The following is a 17,887-nucleotide window of genomic DNA, read 5'->3' on the forward strand; positions in this document are numbered from 1 at the left end:
AGACAATAAAGGCAATATAGAGAAAATCATGAGAAAAATTATCGGAATCACGGGCGGAATCGGCACGGGAAAGTCAACTGTATCCGCATATCTGAAGGAGCAGGGCTATCCCGTCATCGATGCGGATCAGATCGCCCGCAAGGTGACAGAAAAGGGAAGCGTGACTCTGGCGGAGCTGGCGAGGAATTTCGGAACCGGCATTCTGGACCGCGACGGGGGGCTTGACCGCCGGAGGATGGCGGAGCTGGCGTTTTCCTCTCCGGAGAACAAAGCCAGACTGGAGGCGATCGTAACGGCCCGGGTAATCGCGGAAACGGCGGAGAGGATCCGGGAGCTGCGGCAGGAAGACGGACCGACGGCTTTTCTGGATGCGCCGATCCTGTATGAGACAGGAGCAGATGTTTTGGTGGACGAGGTCTGGCTGATCACTGCGGACGAGAGCGTCCGGATCAGGAGAGCCGCGGAGAGGGACGGTTGCGGCGAAGCCGAGATCCGGAGGAGAATCCGCAATCAGATGAGCGAAGAGGAAAAGTTCTGCCGGGCGGATTACGTTATTGACAATTCTGACGGATTGGAGCAGCTTTACACCCGAATCCGTGCATTGATAAAAAAACATGATTAATCGCGGAAATCTTGCGAGTTTTATTTGACAAAGAGCCGAAATTGAATTATAGTAGTAGCGTAGGTTTTTTGAAAAATGTGCGGCTGTGGCGGAATTGGTAGACGCGCACGCTTGAGGGGCGTGTGGGCAACCGTGCTGGTTCGAGTCCAGTCAGCCGCACCATTTTTTTTATACTATGCCGGCGTGATGGAATTGGCAGACGTGCGGGATTCAAAATCCCGTGGTGGAAACACCGTATGGGTTCGACCCCCATCGCCGGCACCATGTAGCACAGGTATACAGGAGGAAACAAGATCTTATGAAGTTTGGTACATTTTTGATGGCGTCGTCAACCAGTTCGTTCGCGTTCCAGATGCTGATTCTTGTCGCATTCATCGTATTGATGTATTTTCTGCTGGTCAGACCGCAAAAGAAAAAGGAAAAAACCGTCAACGAGATGAGAAATTCGCTGAGAGTCGGCGACGAGATCATCACCATCGGAGGAATCTGCGGAAAGATCGTGAAGACAAAGGATCAGTCCCTGATTATTCAGGTCGGCGCGGATAAGACAAAATTCGAGGTCATGAGATGGTCCATTTCGTCTGTGACGTCGAAGAGCAAGAAGAGCGACCAGAAAGGTGCAGGCGGACTTGATGAGGATGAAGAGACAGAAGTAAGGACACGCAAGTCTTCCCCGAAGAGACTGAAGAAGGCCAGGAGCGAAGAGCCGGCTGAGAAAAAGGATGCTAAAGCCGAGACGGCTCCGGTCAGTGCTGAAGAACAGGGAGAGGCTGCTGTGAAGGAAGACGCTTCCGGTGCGGACAGCACAGCGGAGAGCGCGGCTGAAAAATAGAAAACAGCCCTGTGCGCAGGGTGGATAAGAGAAAATCTCCTGGAAGCAGGAGATTTTCTCTGTTTCAGGGCGATTGCCCCGGCCGGGGCGGCGGGCAGTTGACTCTTGAAGATGTGTGAGAAATGTAGTAAAATACAAGGAAGTACGAGGTTTTTCAAACCGGAAAGGTTAATACTGCGGAAAGTGAGAGAGTAATAATATGAGTTCAAAATTCAGAAAAATTCTTAGCGTACTTATTATCGCACTCGTCGCGTTCGGTGCGTATGTTTCATTCTTCGGACTCGGACCGGTGAATAATATTAAAGATTCACTGAAATACGGTCTCGATATTGACGGCGGCGTGTACGTGGTCATGGAGGCGCAGACCGGAAAAATGTCCGGAAGCAAGCTGAAGGAGACCATGGAACAGACGCAGCAGGTCATCAACAAGCGCGTCAACGCTATGGGAGTGTCGGAGGCTTCGGTCAATATTGAGGGCGAGAACCGCCTCCGTATAGAAATGCCCGGCGTGAAAGATGCCAAAACAGCGATCAACCGGATCGGCGATACGGCAAAGCTTCGCTTCACGCTTGCGGACGGAACGCAGTATCTTACCGGAGACGATGTCAAGACCGCCTCTGCGGAAACCGACAGCGAGCACGGCGGTTATAAAATTATCATGAAATTCAGTTCGAAGGGCCAGGAGAAGTTCGCTCAGGCCACTAGACTCGCAGCGGCCGGAAATGTCAACGCCACTGTAACAGACGACAGCGGCAATACCGTAGATCCGAAATCTGTTGTTATCTGGCTGGACGATAAGGTGCTGACAGCACCGACGGTAAACGGCGAAATCAACAACGATTCCTGCGAGATCTATCAGCAGAACGGCGGATACTCCAAGGCAGAGGCGCAGGAGACAGCGGCTCTGATCCGGGGCGGCGCGCTGCCGGTATCGCTGACAGAGGTGGAATCCTCGGTACGGACGGCTTCGATCGGCGCCAACGCGCTGGACAAGAGCATCGTGGCCGGTGGAATCGGAATTCTGCTGGTCTTCATCCTGATGATTCTGATGTATAATGTGCTGGGTCTGCTCGCAGATATCGCGCTGTGCCTGTATGTTATCCTGGTGCTCTGGATCATGTCTGCGATGGGAGCGGTTCTGACGCTGCCGGGCATCGCCGGTATCGTCCTGGATATCGGTATGGCAGTAGACGCCAACGTGATTATTTTCTCCAGAATCAAAGAGGAAATCGGACTGGGCAGGTCGATACGGGTGGCTGTTGACCAGGGATTTAAACACGCACTGGTCACCGTTCTGGACGCGCAGATCACCACGCTTATCGCCGCAGTCGTTTTGTACGAGTTGGGCTCCACGACAGTGAAGGGCTTCGCCGTCACCCTGATGATCGGTATTATCGTCAGTATCTTCACCGCCGTCATCATCACTCAGATTTTTGTCGGCGCACTGGCGGACAGCAGATTCGCGAAAAACACATTCTTCGGATGCAAACCTGATGGCACGCCGAAGAAATTCGTCCGGAAGGAATTCCATTTCATCGAAAGACGGAAAATCTTCTACTGCATCAGCGGCGCCGTGATCGTAATCGGTCTGGTCACACTGGGAGTGAGAGGCTTCAATTACGGAATTGACTTCACCGGCGGAACCATGATCCAGATGGATCTGGGCAAGAAGGTGGCCATCAGTGATGTGGAGAAGACGATCAAGCAGTATCATCTGAATCCTGAAATCGTGTACTCAGGCGCGGATCAGCATCAGGTGATCATCAAGACCACAAAGGCTCTGAACGCAAACGCAAGAGCCAGCGTGCAGAAGACGATTGAGGAGAAATATGATCTGAATAAAAAATCCGTGGTCGCTTCCGAGGAATTCGGGCCGTCCATCGGCAAGGAGCTCCGGAACAACGCAGTCAAGGCGATTTTAATCGCGGCGCTGTTCATGCTGCTCTATATCATCTTCCGGTTTAAGACCTGGCGATACGGCGTCGCTGCGATCGCAGGAATCGGTCACGACGTGCTGGTTCTGATTTCGGTGTACGCAATCTTCCGGATTCAGGTCAACAACCCGTTCATTGCGGCTATCCTGACGGTGGTCGGATACTCTATCAATGATACGATCGTAATTTTCGACCGTGTCAGAGAGAATTCAAGACTGTCGCGTCAGCAGCCGGTTATGGAGCTGCTGGATCACAGTATCAATCAGACGCTGGACCGGTCGATCATGACATCCATGACCACAGTCATCGCGACGGTACCGCTGCTGATTCTGGTATCCGCACAGCTGTCACAGTTCGTGCTGCCGCTGATGATCGGCGTGCTGGTGGGAACCTATTCCTCTATCTTCCTCTGCAGCCCGCTCTACTATGAGTTCAACCGCAGGGCGGAGGCGTCCCGTTATCTGGCACAGCAGAAAGCCAGAAAGCGGATCGAGTCGAAAAAGAACTCGAAGAAATCGGAAAAGAAGGCCGTTGAAGCGCTGAAGGCTGAAGAGAACAAAGCCGGCGGAAAGACTTCCGGCGCAGATTCTGCCGCGGAAAACACCAATTCCGGGCACGGGGAAAAGCAGGAAAAGAACGGAAGCAAATCCGGGAAAAAATCCGGCGGGAACAGTAAAAAAGGAACCGGCGGAAGCAAGAGCAAGAAGAAAAAGAAAGGCAATAAAAGAAGATAACGAATCGATATTACCGGAGAACGTATGGAGACAAAAGCAAAGTTCCTGAAAGAAATCCTGAAATACAAGCAATATGACACCGAACTGATCGGAAGAGCCTACGAGAAGGCGAGACAGCTTCACGAAGGACAGCTTCGCAAAAGCGGCGAGCCGTATCTGATTCATCCGATCGCAGTGGCCATCATCCTTGCCCAGCTGGGCATGGATGATGAAACCCTGGTCGGTGGACTTTTGCATGACGTGGTAGAGGATACGGCGTACACCAGGGATCAGCTGGTACAGGATTTCGGCGAGGAGGTGGCGCTGCTGGTAGACGGCGTCACCAAGCTGGGAACGCTTAAATTCGACAGCAAGGAGGAGGCGCAGGCGGAGACTCTGCGCAAAATGTTCCTGGCGATGTCCAAGGATATCCGGGTGCTGATTATCAAGCTGGCGGATCGTCTTCACAATATGCGGACCATCGAATACATGAGTCCGGACAAAATCATCGAAAAATCCAGAGAGACGCTGGAAATCTATGCGCCTCTCGCCAGCCGGCTCGGAATTTATACGATAAAATTCGAGCTGGAGGACATCGCGCTGAAATATCTTCATCCCGAGGAATATGAAACACTTTCGCGCGAGGTCAGCGAGAAGCGGGAGCAGAGAGTCAAGTTCATCAACGAGGTTATCTCGGAAATCCGGGAGGCTCTGGACGCCATGAACATGAAGTATGACATCATGGGCCGTTCCAAGCATCTGTACAGCGTCTACAAGAAGATGGTTCTGCAGCACAAGCAGCTGGATGAAATCTTTGACCTGACCGCAATCCGGGTCATCGTGGAGAACGTCAGGGACTGTTACGCGGTGCTGGGACAGGTTCATACGATGTGGAAGCCGATTCCGGGCCGTTTCAAGGACTATATCGCCATGCCGAAGCCTAATATGTACCAGTCCCTTCACACCACGGTGCTGGGAGACAACGGCGAGCCCTTCGAGATCCAGATCCGCACCTATGAAATGCACCGGGTCGCGGAATACGGTATCGCGGCGCACTGGAAGTACAAGGAAGGGAATACCAGCGGCAGGCAGAACAACGAGGACATGAAGCTCGCCTGGCTGCGGCAGACTCTGGAATGGCAGCAGGAGCTGGACGATCCGAAGGAATTCATGGAGACCCTGAAAATGGATCTCTTCTCTTCCCAGGTCTTTGTATTCACCCCAAAGGGGGAGGTCATCGATCTGCCGGCGGAATCCACTCCTCTGGACTTCGCATTCAAGATCCATACGGACGTGGGCTGTCACTGCGTCGGCGCCAAGGTGAACGGGAAGATGGTAACCATCGACCATACACTGCATAACGGCGACATCGTGGAGATCGTCACATCAGCCAATTCCTCCGGACCCAGCACAGACTGGCTGCGTATCGCAAAGAGCTCCTCTGCGAGGAACAAGATCCGCCAGTACATCAAACGTCAGAACAAGGGAGACGATGTCTCCAAGGGCAAGGATGCGCTGGACAAATACGTCCGGAAAAAGGGCTACGACCCCCAGCAGGTCATCCGCACCCGCTACCTGACGGCGGCCATGAAGGAAATGAAATTCGCCACCATGGACGAGGCTTACACTCAGATCTCCCAGGGCGGCACAGTCCTGAGCCGATACGCCAATCTGCTTTTCGACCTCTACAAGAGCGATCAGGAGGAGGAAAAGCAGCGGAAACAGAGAAAAGAAGAAGAGCTGATGAATGAGTCTGCGAAGCATGAGAAAACGATTCGCAGACATCGGGAGAACCCCGGAATCATCGTAAAAGGCTCTGAAAATATGCCGAATCTGATGATTCGCGTGGCCAGGTGCTGCAATCCTGTGCCGGGAGACGAGATTATCGGCTTTATCACAAAGGGAAGAGGCATCTCGGTACACCGGAAGGACTGTTCCAACATCGTGTCGCTGCCGGAAAAAGAACACGCCCGTTTCATCGAGGTAGAATGGGAGGATATCGCGGAGGATAAATCATACGCGGCCGAGATCTGCGTGATCACCAGCGACCGCAAGGGGATATTCTCGGACATTTCCCGGGCCTGCGAGGATCAGAACGTTCGCATCGAAGGTGTGAACGCCAAGAGCACCCGGGACGAGACACTGAGTATCACGCTGACGCTGATGCTGATCAGCACACAGCAGATGCAGCGCGTTCTGCGGACCCTGAGAAACGTCAGCGGCGTTCGGAGCGTGTATCGGGCGAGATCGTAGACCGCAGAGGAAACCCGTCCGCACAGCATGCGCGTCTGCGGCAGAAACCGGTTCGGATTTTTTAAACTTTGCAGGATAATCGGAGAGTAACAGAGCAATCGGAGGGAAAATGAAAATATTCAGATACAGCACCGGACCGATCATGGTGAATACATACCTCGTCTATGACGAGAATAAAATCGGCTTTGTGGTCGATCCGGGAGGCGTCAGCAGACAGCTGAACGAAAAACTGGCGGCGGAAAACGTGGATCTGCAGTATATTGTGCTGACCCACGGCCACGCCGATCACACCGGCGGAATCGCGGAGCTGAAGGACCGGTATCCCGGAATCAGAATTGTCGCGTGTGACAGAGAACGGCAGATTCTGGAAACGCCGGAATATAACTCGTCACCGGAGCTTCTGGGGCGTCCCGTCAGCATCCGGGCAGACATCTATGTGAAGGACGGAGACTCCATGAAGATCGGCGATACGGAGCTGAAATTCCTGGAGACGCCGGGACATACGCCCGGAGGAATGTGCATTCTGGTTCCGGGCCATGTTTTCAGCGGCGACACCCTGTTTCAGGCGTCCATCGGCCGCACAGACTTCTACGGCGGAGATTACGGGGAAATCGTCCGTTCCATTCGGGAAAAGCTTTTTCCGCTTCCGGAGGATACGATTGTGCTTCCCGGCCATATGAGCCAGACCACAATAGGCTTTGAAAAGGAGAACAATCCCTTTGTCCGATAAACTTAAAATCAAAATTCACGGATACCGCAACCTGCCCGTTCTTCAGGAGCTGATCGATGAATTTCTGCGTCCGTCGGATTACGAGCTTCTGCCGGACGACGGGTTCCGCCGGGACGCCGCGGTACACATCAATCTGCGGGAGTCGGCCGACAAGGATGAAATCAAACGGGAAATCTTCGACCGTCTTTCGGATCTGACCGGGATCCGGCCTGACTGGGGAATCCTTACCGGCGTCCGGCCGGTCAAGTTGGCGGGGGAAATGCTGGAACGCGCAGGAGATCGGGAAGAGGTTTTCCGGACGCTGACAGACGACGACCGGCTCACGGAGGATAAGGCGCGCCTGATTCTGTCCGTTTACGAGCGGCAGGACCGGCTGTACGGGAAAGCGGATGAAAATTCCGCCGGCGTCTACATCGGAATCCCGTTCTGCCCGACGAGATGTGTATACTGCTCCTTTGCGTCGAACCAGGTAAGCAGTGAGGAGATCGAGCGGTACCTGACCGCGCTCCGTCAGGAGATCCGGTACGCGGGACGGCGGCTCAGAGAGAGCGGAATGTATCCGGAAACCGTTTATTTCGGCGGAGGAACGCCGACAACTCTGACAGCCGCGCAATTGCAGACGCTTCTTGAGACAACAAAGAAATCCTTTGACTTCTCCAGGGTCCGGGAGTTTACGGTGGAGGCCGGAAGACCGGACACCATCACGGCGGAGAAGTTGGCGGTTCTGAAGGACTTCGGGGTGGACCGGATCAGCATTAACCCCCAGTCCATGCGACAGGAAACGCTGGACGCCATCGGACGGAGCCATACGCCGGAGGATATCAGGAGGGCGTTCGCTCTGGCGGGGCGCACAGGATTCCGGGTGATCAATGCGGATCTCATCGCAGGACTTCCGGGAGAAACAGAAGAGGATTTCCGGGACAGTCTCCGTCAGGTGCTGAAGCTGGGCGCAAACAATGTGACTGTGCATACCCTGGCGGTGAAGCGGGCGTCCCGGCTGAAGGACATCGATCGCGACTATCATTACCGTGTCGCGGATACGGTTGCCGCCATGCTGGGGGACAGCCGCGAAATCCTGAGCGAACACGGCTTTGTTCCATACTACCTCTACCGGCAGAAGCATATGGCGGGGTTCTTCGAGAACACCGGCTACTGCCTCGGAGAAACAGACGGGCTCTACAACATCCGAATCATGGACGAGCATCAGACCATCGCGGCTCTGGGAGCGGGAGGGATTTCCAAGCGCTATTATCCGGAAACGAACCGCCTGGAGCGGGTGCCGAACGTGACCAATTATCAGGAATATATCCGCCGCATTGACGAGATGTGCGCGAGAAAAGAAAATAAATTATGGAGGTAAATCTATGCTAACGAATGCGCCGAAGGGCACAAAGGACACATTGCCGGATCAGGTATACCGCTGGCACTATGTCGAAAAAAAGTTTGCCGAGATCTGCGACCGCTACGGTTATCGCGAGATCCGCACGCCGGTGTTTGAGCACACAGAGCTGATCAACCGCGGCGTTGGAGATACCACGGACATTGTTCAGAAGGAAATGTACACGTTTAACGATCACGGCGGCAGGAGCCTGACCCTCAAGCCGGAGGGAACCTCGCCGGCGGTGAGAGCCTTTGTGGAGCACAAAATGTATGCGGAGGTGCAGCCCACCAAGCTGTACTATGTGACGCCGTGCTTCCGCTACGAGAAGCCGCAGTCCGGAAGGCTCAGGGAATTTCACCAGTTCGGAATTGAGATTTTCGGCACGCCGAACATGATGGCGGATACAGATGTGATCTGTCTGGCCCACGATTTCCTGGAGGAAATGGGGATCCGGGACGTGACGCTGGAAATCAACAGTGTCGGATGTCCGGAGTGCAGGGCGCGTTACAGGAAAGCCCTGCAGGACTTCCTGCGGCCGCATTACGACGAGCTTTGTGACACCTGCAAGGACAGGTTTGAACGGAACCCGATGAGGATTCTGGACTGCAAATCGCCGGAGGATCAGGCCATCGTTAAGGACGCGCCGGAGATGCTCGACTATCTCTGTGACGACTGCGCGCAGGCTTTCCGGGATGTGCAGGAGGATCTGACCGCCATGGGAATCGAATATGTCGTGAACCCGAGAATCGTCCGGGGTTTGGATTATTATACAAAGACCGCGTTTGAGTTTGTCTCCAACAGCATCGGCGCGCAGGGAACCGTCTGCGGCGGCGGACGTTATGACAATCTCTGCGAGGAGCTGGGCGGACCTCCGATCCCGGGCGTCGGATTCGGTCTGGGCATCGAGCGTCTTCTGATGCTGATGGACGCCAACGGCGTGGAGATTCCGGAGCCGTCTCCGGTGGAGGTATTCATCGTGACCATGGGGGACAAAGCCAAGGCCGAGGGCCTCGGTCTGATTCACACGCTTCACAGAGAGGGAATCAGCGCGCAGATGGATACTCTGGCACGAAACGTGAAAGGGCAGTTCAAATACGCCGCCCGCCTGAACGCCCGTTATACCATCGTAATCGGCGACGAGGAGATCGAAAGAGGCGTGGTTCAGTTCAAGGATATGGAGCGGCATGAACAGCGCGAGATTCCGTTCGGCGAGATTCTGAAGGAACTTGGAAAATAACAGTAGGAGCTTGATGTATGTCAGAAATATTTAAGAGAACTCACATGTGCGGCGAGCTGCGCATGGAGAATGCCGGAGAGACCGTGGTTCTCAACGGCTGGGTTTCCAGACAGAGGCGTCTGGGCGGACTGATCTTCGTGGATCTGCGGGACAAAACCGGCATTGTACAGATCACGTTCGACGAAAGCGTCCCGAAGGAGATTTTTGATCGGGCGCAGGCGCTGCGCGGGGAATATGTCATCGGGATAAAAGGCACGGTACGGGAACGGGCGTCCCGGAATCCCGAGCTTCCCACCGGCGATGTCGAGGTCTTCGCCTCCGATATGATTCTCTATGCGGAGGCGGCGACCCCACCGATCTATATCCGGGATGACGATAACGCTGACGATAATCTGCGGCTGAAGTATCGCTATCTGGATCTGCGGAAGCTGAAGATGCAGCGGAATCTCACCTTCCGTCACAGAATCGCGAAGGTGACGAGAGATTATTTCGACGAGCAGGGCTTTACCGAGGTGGAGACGCCGATGCTGGTACGCTCCACGCCGGAGGGAGCCAGGGATTATCTGGTTCCCAGCCGCGTGAATCCGGGACAGTTCTATGCGCTGCCCCAGTCGCCGCAGCTGTTCAAGCAGCTTCTGATGGTAGGCGGAACCGACCGGTACATCCAGATCGCGAAATGCTTCCGCGACGAGGATCTGCGGGCGGACAGGCAGCCTGAATTCACCCAGATCGACATGGAGATGTCCTTTGTGGATATGGACGATGTGATCGGGATGCAGGAAGGCTACCTGAAGCGGCTGTTCCGGGAAGTCATGGATATGGAGATCGAGACGCCGTTTCCCCGGCTGACCTGGCAGGAGGCCATGGAACGATACGGATCGGACAAGCCGGATACGCGGTTCGGGTTTGAACTGAAAAAGCTGAACGATGTGAAGGCGGTCGCGGAGACGGAATTCATGGTGTTCCGGAACGCGCTGGACAGCGGCGGCGACGTTCGGGGAATATGTATCGAGGGCGGATCGAAGCAGTTCAGCCGTAAGGATATCGACAAGTTGACGGAGGCGGTGAAGCCCTACGGGGCCAGAGGACTGGTCTGGATCCGCAGAGAAGAGAACGGTTACAAATCCTCGGTCAATAAGTTTTTCAGTGAAGAACAGCTGGATGAAATCGCGGCGGCGTTCGGCGCCGCGGCGGGTGATCTGATTCTAATCGCCGCGGACCGGCCGAAGGTCGTGTTCGACAGTCTGGGATTTCTCCGCCGTCATATCGCAGGGTTGATGGGCCTTCTGGACGACCGTCAGTTCAATCTGCTCTGGGTGGTGGATTTCCCGATGTTCGAGAAGGACGAGGAGACAGGCCGCGTAAAGGCCATGCACCATCCCTTCACCCATCCTAAAGCGGAGGACATTCCGATGCTTGATACGGATCCGCTGCAGGTCAGAGCGGATGCGTATGATATCGTTCTGAACGGCGTGGAGATGGGCGGCGGGAGCATCCGTATCCATGACCGGAAGCTGCAGGCGAAGATGTTTGAGATCCTCGGAATCTCAGAAGAAGAGAGTATTCAGAAATTCGGGTTCCTGCTGGAGGCCTTCAAATACGGCGCGCCTCCTCACGGCGGTCTCGCTTACGGACTTGACCGCATGGTCATGCTGCTGGCCGGAGAACACAGTATCCGGGATGTGATGGCCTTCCCGAAGAACCAGAACGCCCAGTGCCTCGTCAGCGACGCGCCGAACACTGTGGATGAGGAGCAGCTGGAGGAGCTTTCAATCAGGCTCAGGTGACATGAAGAATATCGGAATTCTCGGAGGAACGTTTGATCCTTTCCATCTCGGGCATCTATCCATTATGGAAGCGGCCGCGGAGGAACGGCTCTTCGACCGGATCATTCTTCTGCCTGCACGGGTGAGCCCGTTCAAAATCGGCAGAGAGATCGCGGACAGGGAGGACCGGATCGCCATGCTGGAATGTGTCGCGGCGGAATATCCTTCCGTGACGGTGTCCCGTCTGGAGATTGACAGCACGAGGGTGTCGTATACCTTTGACACACTGACGGAGATGCAGAAGCAGTGCCCCGGCGACAGGCTGTGGTTCATCGTCGGGTCAGACTCTCTGCTGAGTCTGGAACGCTGGTACAAAGGCAGGGAACTGCTTCGCGGATTTTCCTTTGTGCTCGCCCCCCGGCCGGGATTCGACCGGACTGACACCGAAGCGCATATTCGGCGCTACCGGGAACTTTACGGAACGGAAATCAGGATACTGCACAACAGACTGAAGGACATCTCCTCCACAGAGATCAAAAAAAACATCAGAGAGGGAAAGTCCATCGACTCCCTGGTTCCGGGACCGGTGGCAGACTATATCAATGAACACAGACTCTATCAGTAACTACATCAGAGACCATCTCAGCGAAAAGCGCCGGACCCATACAGAAGGTGTCCGGACGACGGCGGCGGAGCTGGCCCGACGGTACGGGGCCGATCCGGAGAAGGCGGAGACGGCCGCGCTGTTTCACGACATGTTCCGCGGCGCGGACCGGGATACGCTGAACCGCTATGTGGACGAGCTGGGGCTGGATCCCGGCCGGTACAGAGATAATCCGAATCTCGCACACGGGAAGATTGCCGCGGAGATTATGCGTCGGGACTACGGAGTCACGGATCCGGACATCATCAACGCCGTAAGGTATCATACGACAGGCCGTCCGGGGATGTCTCTGCTGGAGAAGGTGGTGTTCATCGCGGACGCCATTGAGCCCTCCCGGGACTACCCGGGCGTGGAGGAGCTCCGGAAAGCGACCTGGAGGGATCTGGACGAGGGGTGTCTGGCGGCGCTGTCCAGAACGTCGAAATATGTGAAAAGCCGGGGAATTCCCCTGGATGAGGATACAGCGAAAGCAGAAGCGTATTTCAGAAGGTTAATGGAGAATAAGAATGGAGAATAAAGAATTTGCAATGCAGGCAGCAGAGGTGCTGAACCAGAAGAAGGGAATCGGCATCAAGGTCATCGATATCGCCGGCAAATCATCGTTTGCGGATTATCTGATCGTCGCAAGCGGCGGCTCGGACCGTCAGGTGGCGGCCCTTTCCGATGCGGTGGAGGACCACTTTGAGGCGCTGGGCGTCACTCCCCGGAGCATCGCGGGCAAGAACAACACCGGATGGGTGCTGATGGATTACGGCGACGTGATCGTGAATATTTTCAATCCGGAGCTCAGAGAACGGTATAACCTGGAGCAGGTATGGGGCGACTGCAGCTTTGTGGAGATAAAAGATCAATAACAGGAGTTACAATAATGGACGAGAAGTATAATTTTAAACAGGTAGAAAAAAAGTGGCAGAAATACTGGCAGGAGCATGACAGCTTCCATACAGAGGAGGATCCGTCGAAGGAAAAATATTATGTTCTGGAGATGTTCCCTTATCCGTCGGGAAAGCTTCATATGGGACATGTCAGAAATTATTCGATCGGCGACGTGGTGGCCCGTTTCAAGAAAATGCAGGGCTATAACGTGCTGCATCCGATGGGGTTCGATTCCTTCGGATTGCCGGCGGAAAACGCCGCGATCAAGCACGGCATCGCGCCGGACAAGTGGACCTGGGACAACATTCACGAGATGGAGAACCAGCTGAAGCAGCTGGGACTTTCCTATGACTGGGACCGGGAGGTGCAGACCTGCAGTCCGGATTATTACCGCTGGATGCAGTGGATTTTCATTCAGTTCTTCAACAAGGGCCTCGCTTATAAGAAGGAAAACCCGGTGAACTGGTGTCCCAGCTGCCAGACGGTGCTGGCCAACGAACAGGTTGTGGACGGCTGCTGCGAGCGCTGTAAAACGCCGGTGGGAAAGAAAAATCTGTCCCAGTGGTATTTCAAGATTACCGATTATGCGGATCGTCTGCTGGAGGATCTGGACCATCTTCCGGGGTGGCCGAACAAAGTAAAGGTCATGCAGGAGAACTGGATCGGAAAATCCGTCGGCGCCAATATCGACTTCCGGATCGACGGCACTGACCGGGTGCTGAAGGTCTTCACCACCCGCGCCGACACCCTGTTCGGCTGCACATACATGGTTATGGCGCCGGAGCATCCCTTTGTAAAAGAGCTCGTGGACGGAACGCAGTATCAGGGGCCGGTGGACGAGTACCTGGACAGGGTCCAGCATATGAACGAGATAGAGAGGACCTCGACGACAAAGGAAAAGACGGGCGTGTTCATCGGCAGATACGCTGTCAATCCGGTGAACGGGAAGAAGGTTCCGATCTTCATTTCCGACTATGTCCTGATGGGATACGGAACAGGCGCCATCATGGCGGTGCCTGCGCATGACCAGAGAGACTTTGACTTCGCCAGAGCGTTCGACCTGGAGATTATTCCGGTCGTTGACCCGGGAAATCCGGACATCGATGTAAACGATCTGAAGGAGGCATTTGCTGCAGAAGGAACCATGATCAATTCCGGGCAGTTTGACGGCATGAACAACCGGAAGGCGATACCGGCCATGATCGACTGGCTCAATGAAAACGGCGTCGGGGAAAAGACCGTGAACTACAAGCTGCGTGACTGGCTGATTTCCAGACAGCGCTACTGGGGAACCCCGATTCCGATGATTTACTGCGACGACTGCGGATGGGTTCCGGAAAAGGAGGAAAACCTTCCGGTTCTGCTGCCCACCGACGTGAAATTCACCGGAAAGGGAGAATCCCCGCTGACGACATCCAGGACCTTCGGAGAGTGCAGCTGCCCGCGCTGCGGAAAGAAGGCCAGAAGAGAGATGGACACGATGGACACCTTCCTGGATTCCTCCTGGTATTTCCTGCGTTACTGCGATCCTAAGAACGAAAAGCAGGCGTTCAGCCGGGAGAAGACGGATTACTGGATGAACGTAGATCAGTACATCGGCGGAGTGGAACACGCCATTCTGCATCTGATGTACGCCCGGTTCTTCCAGATGGCTCTTCATGACCTGGGCCTGGTGAAGGATCAGGAACCATTTGAAAACCTCCTGACACAGGGCATGGTCAACAAGGATGGCAAGAAGATGAGTAAATCTCTGGGCAACGTCGTCAGCCCCGAGGAGATTATCGACCGATACGGCGCCGATACAGCGCGCCTGTTTATCCTTTTCGCGGCGCCGCCGGAGAAGGAGCTCGACTGGTCCGATACCGGCGTCGAGGGAAGCTACCGCTTCCTCAACCGCGTATGGCGGCTGGTCTATGACTTTGTCACAAATTATGACGTGAAGGAAACCGCCTTCAGTGTCGTGACAGAGGATGATAAAAAACTGAACTATATGTTGAATACGACGATAAAGAAAATTACGGATGATGTGAGCGGACGCTTCAGTTTCAATACGGCGATCAGTTCAATCATGGAGCTTGTGAATGAGCTTTACCGGTATAAGCAGCACGCGGAGATCAACGAGCCGCTGTTCTGCGCAGCCGTCACCAGGCTGGTCGTGATCCTTTCGCCCTTCACGCCTCATATCTGTGAGGAAATGTGGAGCGCCCTGGGGCATACAGAGTCGCTGACCGAAGTCGGCTGGCCCGCCTATGATGAATCCGCGCTGGAACAGGATACCATCGAGATCATCGTGCAGATCAACGGGAAGCTGAAGGAAAAGATGCAGATCGCCAGCGGCCTTGACCGCGCTGCCCTGGAGGAACAGGTCAGAGCGAACGGGAAGGTGCAGGCGCTGATCGAAGGCAAAAATGTGGTAAAGACGATTGCGGTTCCTGACAAGCTTGTAAACTTTGTCGTCAGGTAAAAAGGGGAAGCAATCGAATGAGAGACTATAACAGTAAAAAGCCGTCCCGCCCGGCGCCGCAGAAGAGAAAGAGCGGCGCCGCAGCAGGCGGAGGCAGCAGAAAAAGGACGGAAAAAAGCAGACAGTCCGGCCGCGCCAGATCAACGGCTCCGATGTTTGCGGAGACCAGAGAGCTGGGAAAGCAGCTGGGACTGAAGGAGAAACAGAAGACACAGAAGAAAAACAGAGCTGCGGAGCAGACGCCCGAGAAAGCGAAAACGAAGAAGGCGGCGACGCCGAGAAAGAAAGCGGAGAACATGAAAATCTTCCCGATCGGAGGTCTGAACGAGATCGGAAAGAACATGACGGTTCTGGAGTACAAGGATCAGATTATGGTCATCGACTGCGGAATGTCTTTTCCTGAGGACGAGATGTTCGGTATCGATGTGGTCATTCCGGACTTCACCTACCTGATCAGCAATGCGAAAAAGATCCGGGGAGTCGTGATCACTCACGGACACGAGGATCATATCGGGGGAATTCCGTACCTTCTGAAGAAGATCAACGTGCCGATCTACGGGACCCGGCTTCCGCTCGGGCTGATCCGCAACAAGCTGGACGAGCACGGAATAAAGGGAGATCTGAGGCCCATCAATGCGGGAGATAAGTTCAGGCTGGGTGATTTCAAGGTGGAAGCGATCCGCACGACCCATTCCATCGCCGATTCCATCTGCCTCTGCATTGAAACGCCGGCGGCGCGGATTTTCCATACCGGTGATTTTAAAATCGATTACACGCCCATCGACGGAGAGCCCATCGACTTCGCCAAGCTGGCGGAGCTGGGGCGCAAGGGAATCGATCTGCTGATGGCAGACAGCACCAACGTGATGCGGCCGGGATTCACGCCGTCCGAGCAGGTGGTCGGACAGACCCTGGACGGTATTTTCCGGGAAGCGAAAAACCGGATCATCATCGCCACATTCTCCTCCAATGTACACCGGGTGCAGAAGATTATCGAGCTGGCGGTACGGTACGGAAGAAAATTCGCGGTTTCCGGCAGAAGCATGGAGAACGTGGTAAAGCTGGCGGTAGAGCTGGGATACCTGAAATTCCCGGCGGGCTCCTATGTAGAGCTGAACAAGACCAGAAATATTCCGGACAGTGAACTCGTCATCATTACAACGGGAAGCCAGGGCGAACCCATGTCCGCGCTGGCCAGAATGGCGGACGACGAGCACCGCAGTGTGAAGCTCAAGAAGGGGGATATGGTCATCCTTTCATCGACGCCGGTTCCCGGAAACGAGAAAGAGGTGTCAAACGTCGTCAACAAGCTTTCCGAAAAGGAAGTGGAGGTCATCTACAACGAGGTCGCGGATATTCACGTTTCCGGACACGCATGTCAGGAGGATCTGAAGCTGATTCACTCACTGATCCGGCCGAAGTTCTTCATGCCGGTTCACGGAGAACACCGCCATCTGGTCCGCCACGCGAAGCTGGCGGAGGAGCTGGGAATGAAAAAGGATAATATTTTCATCCTGAGCAACGGCGATCAGCTGACTGTGGACAAGAAAAAGGCGATTCAGTTCAAGAACGTGGTCAGCGCCGATGACATTCTGGTAGACGGACTGGGCGTCGGCGATGTGGGCAATGTCGTGCTGAGAGACCGGAAAATGCTGTCGGAATCGGGACTTATCATTATTGTCGCCGCCATCGACAGAGCCAACGGAGTTGTGGTGTCCGGTCCGGAAATCGTCTCGAGAGGCTTTGTCTACGTCAAAGAGCACGAGGAGCTGATCGCGGCGGCCCGCAAAAAGGCCCTGGAATCCATAGAAGCGAATATCCGCGGCGGCTTCAGGGACTGGAATACCATTAAGAACGGCGTTCGGGACGATATGCGCAAGTTCGTGTTCAAGAGCACGCGCCGCAGCCCGATCATCATGCCGATTTTCCTGGATATATGAACCGCTGCCGCCCGTCATGTCTCCACAGGCCTGACGGGCGCATGAAAATAAATCGAGAGGTGATAACAGTATGAACGTGTATGATCAGGCTCACGGGCTGGCGCAGGCCATCCGGGAATCCGAGGAATTTAAACAGTATGATGCGCTGAAACAGAGAATCGACCAGAATCCGGAGATAGCGGACGCGGTCCATGATTTCGAAGCGAAACAGATGGAGTTTCAGGCTAAGCAGATGATGGGAGAGACTGCCGCGGACGGTATGCAGCAGCAGATTCAGGATCTCTATCAGATCGTCATGAAGGATCCCGCCGCCGCGGCCTATCTGCAGGCGCAGATGCGGTTTTCTCTGATGATGAGCGACGTCTACAAAATCCTCGGAGAAGCAATGGGTATTGGCAATCCGCTCTAAATCTGCTATAATAGTTCATATCGTGAACAGTTTGACAGATTTGTAACGGAGCACGAGAAATAAAAG

At 54.7% G+C, this 17,887-nt stretch carries 14 protein-coding genes and 2 tRNA genes; all 16 read left to right on the forward strand.

Going from position 1 to position 17,887, the window contains the following annotated elements:
- Positions 1-28: 28 nt before the first annotated feature.
- The 16 genes from coaE (at position 29) to BHK98_RS01270 (ending at position 17,821) form a co-directional block, all read left to right on the forward strand.
- Entirely contained in the window at positions 29-622 is a 594-nt protein-coding gene (coaE, locus tag BHK98_RS01195) for a dephospho-CoA kinase (protein ID WP_075711847.1), read from the forward strand.
- Positions 623-701: 79 nt separating this feature from the next.
- Positions 702-784: transfer RNA gene (locus BHK98_RS01200), tRNA-Leu, on the forward strand.
- A gap of 15 nt (positions 785-799) precedes the next feature.
- Positions 800-886, forward strand: a tRNA-Leu gene (locus BHK98_RS01205).
- A 34-nt stretch (positions 887-920) separates the two neighbouring features.
- Positions 921-1,454, forward strand: coding sequence for a preprotein translocase subunit YajC (yajC, locus tag BHK98_RS01210; RefSeq protein ID WP_245796797.1), 534 nt, complete (start codon positions 921-923; stop codon positions 1,452-1,454).
- A gap of 199 nt (positions 1,455-1,653) precedes the next feature.
- Complete coding sequence (gene secD, locus BHK98_RS01215) at positions 1,654-4,122, forward strand: protein translocase subunit SecD (protein ID WP_075711849.1); 2,469 nt, start codon at positions 1,654-1,656, stop codon at positions 4,120-4,122.
- A 24-nt stretch (positions 4,123-4,146) separates the two neighbouring features.
- Positions 4,147-6,354 carry a RelA/SpoT family protein gene (locus BHK98_RS01220; RefSeq protein WP_075711850.1) on the forward strand — a complete coding sequence of 736 codons (2,208 nt, stop codon included), beginning with the start codon at positions 4,147-4,149 and terminating at the stop codon, positions 6,352-6,354.
- Positions 6,355-6,463: 109 nt separating this feature from the next.
- Positions 6,464-7,084, forward strand: coding sequence for an MBL fold metallo-hydrolase (locus BHK98_RS01225; protein WP_075711851.1), 621 nt, complete (start codon positions 6,464-6,466; stop codon positions 7,082-7,084).
- Entirely contained in the window at positions 7,074-8,444 is a 1,371-nt protein-coding gene (hemZ, locus tag BHK98_RS01230) for a coproporphyrinogen dehydrogenase HemZ (RefSeq protein WP_075711852.1), read from the forward strand. Before BHK98_RS01225 ends, hemZ begins: the two co-directional genes overlap by 11 nt.
- 4 nt (positions 8,445-8,448) lie before the next feature.
- A complete protein-coding gene (hisS, locus tag BHK98_RS01235) occupies positions 8,449-9,702 on the forward strand; it encodes a histidine--tRNA ligase (RefSeq protein ID WP_075711853.1) in 1,254 nt (417 codons plus the stop codon).
- Between the two features lie 17 nt (positions 9,703-9,719).
- Positions 9,720-11,489, forward strand: coding sequence for an aspartate--tRNA ligase (gene aspS, locus BHK98_RS01240; protein WP_075711854.1), 1,770 nt, complete (start codon positions 9,720-9,722; stop codon positions 11,487-11,489).
- Between the two features lies 1 nt (position 11,490).
- Positions 11,491-12,093, forward strand: coding sequence for a nicotinate-nucleotide adenylyltransferase (gene nadD / locus BHK98_RS01245; RefSeq protein ID WP_075711855.1), 603 nt, complete (start codon positions 11,491-11,493; stop codon positions 12,091-12,093).
- A complete protein-coding gene (gene yqeK, locus BHK98_RS01250; RefSeq protein ID WP_075711856.1) occupies positions 12,071-12,649 on the forward strand; it encodes a bis(5'-nucleosyl)-tetraphosphatase (symmetrical) YqeK in 579 nt (192 codons plus the stop codon). Before nadD ends, yqeK begins: the two co-directional genes overlap by 23 nt.
- Entirely contained in the window at positions 12,639-12,986 is a 348-nt protein-coding gene (rsfS, locus tag BHK98_RS01255; protein ID WP_075711857.1) for a ribosome silencing factor, read from the forward strand. The genes yqeK and rsfS overlap by 11 nt, the downstream gene beginning before the upstream one ends.
- 14 nt (positions 12,987-13,000) lie before the next feature.
- Positions 13,001-15,472 carry a leucine--tRNA ligase gene (gene leuS / locus BHK98_RS01260; RefSeq protein WP_075711858.1) on the forward strand — a complete coding sequence of 824 codons (2,472 nt, stop codon included), beginning with the start codon at positions 13,001-13,003 and terminating at the stop codon, positions 15,470-15,472.
- 17 nt (positions 15,473-15,489) lie between these two features.
- The gene (locus BHK98_RS01265; RefSeq protein ID WP_465250924.1) at positions 15,490-17,412 is read left to right on the forward strand and encodes a ribonuclease J; all 1,923 of its coding nucleotides are present in this window, start codon (positions 15,490-15,492) and stop codon (positions 17,410-17,412) included.
- Between the two features lie 70 nt (positions 17,413-17,482).
- Positions 17,483-17,821 carry a YlbF/YmcA family competence regulator gene (locus BHK98_RS01270; protein WP_075711859.1) on the forward strand — a complete coding sequence of 113 codons (339 nt, stop codon included), beginning with the start codon at positions 17,483-17,485 and terminating at the stop codon, positions 17,819-17,821.
- The last annotated feature ends 66 nt before the right edge of the window (positions 17,822-17,887 follow it).

Origin of the sequence: Hornefia porci (assembly GCF_001940235.1) — a bacterium.
In the GTDB taxonomy this organism is placed as follows: Bacteria; Bacillota; Clostridia; order Peptostreptococcales; family Anaerovoracaceae; genus Aminicella; species Aminicella porci.

Bases quoted from the DNA above. Each gene is read 5' to 3' on its own strand.
- coaE (WP_075711847.1), top strand. From the start codon at position 29: ATGAGAAAAATTATCGGAATCACGGGCGGAATCGGCACGGGAAAGTCA.
- yajC (WP_245796797.1), top strand. From the start codon at position 921: ATGAAGTTTGGTACATTTTTGATGGCGTCGTCAACCAGTTCGTTCGCG.
- secD (WP_075711849.1), top strand. From the start codon at position 1,654: ATGAGTTCAAAATTCAGAAAAATTCTTAGCGTACTTATTATCGCACTC.
- BHK98_RS01220 (WP_075711850.1), top strand. From the start codon at position 4,147: ATGGAGACAAAAGCAAAGTTCCTGAAAGAAATCCTGAAATACAAGCAA.
- BHK98_RS01225 (WP_075711851.1), top strand. From the start codon at position 6,464: ATGAAAATATTCAGATACAGCACCGGACCGATCATGGTGAATACATAC.
- hisS (WP_075711853.1), top strand. From the start codon at position 8,449: ATGCTAACGAATGCGCCGAAGGGCACAAAGGACACATTGCCGGATCAG.
- aspS (WP_075711854.1), top strand. From the start codon at position 9,720: ATGTCAGAAATATTTAAGAGAACTCACATGTGCGGCGAGCTGCGCATG.
- nadD (WP_075711855.1), top strand. From the start codon at position 11,491: ATGAAGAATATCGGAATTCTCGGAGGAACGTTTGATCCTTTCCATCTC.
- yqeK (WP_075711856.1), top strand. From the start codon at position 12,071: ATGAACACAGACTCTATCAGTAACTACATCAGAGACCATCTCAGCGAA.
- rsfS (WP_075711857.1), top strand. From the start codon at position 12,639: ATGGAGAATAAAGAATTTGCAATGCAGGCAGCAGAGGTGCTGAACCAG.
- leuS (WP_075711858.1), top strand. From the start codon at position 13,001: ATGGACGAGAAGTATAATTTTAAACAGGTAGAAAAAAAGTGGCAGAAA.
- BHK98_RS01265 (WP_465250924.1), top strand. From the start codon at position 15,490: ATGAGAGACTATAACAGTAAAAAGCCGTCCCGCCCGGCGCCGCAGAAG.
- BHK98_RS01270 (WP_075711859.1), top strand. From the start codon at position 17,483: ATGAACGTGTATGATCAGGCTCACGGGCTGGCGCAGGCCATCCGGGAA.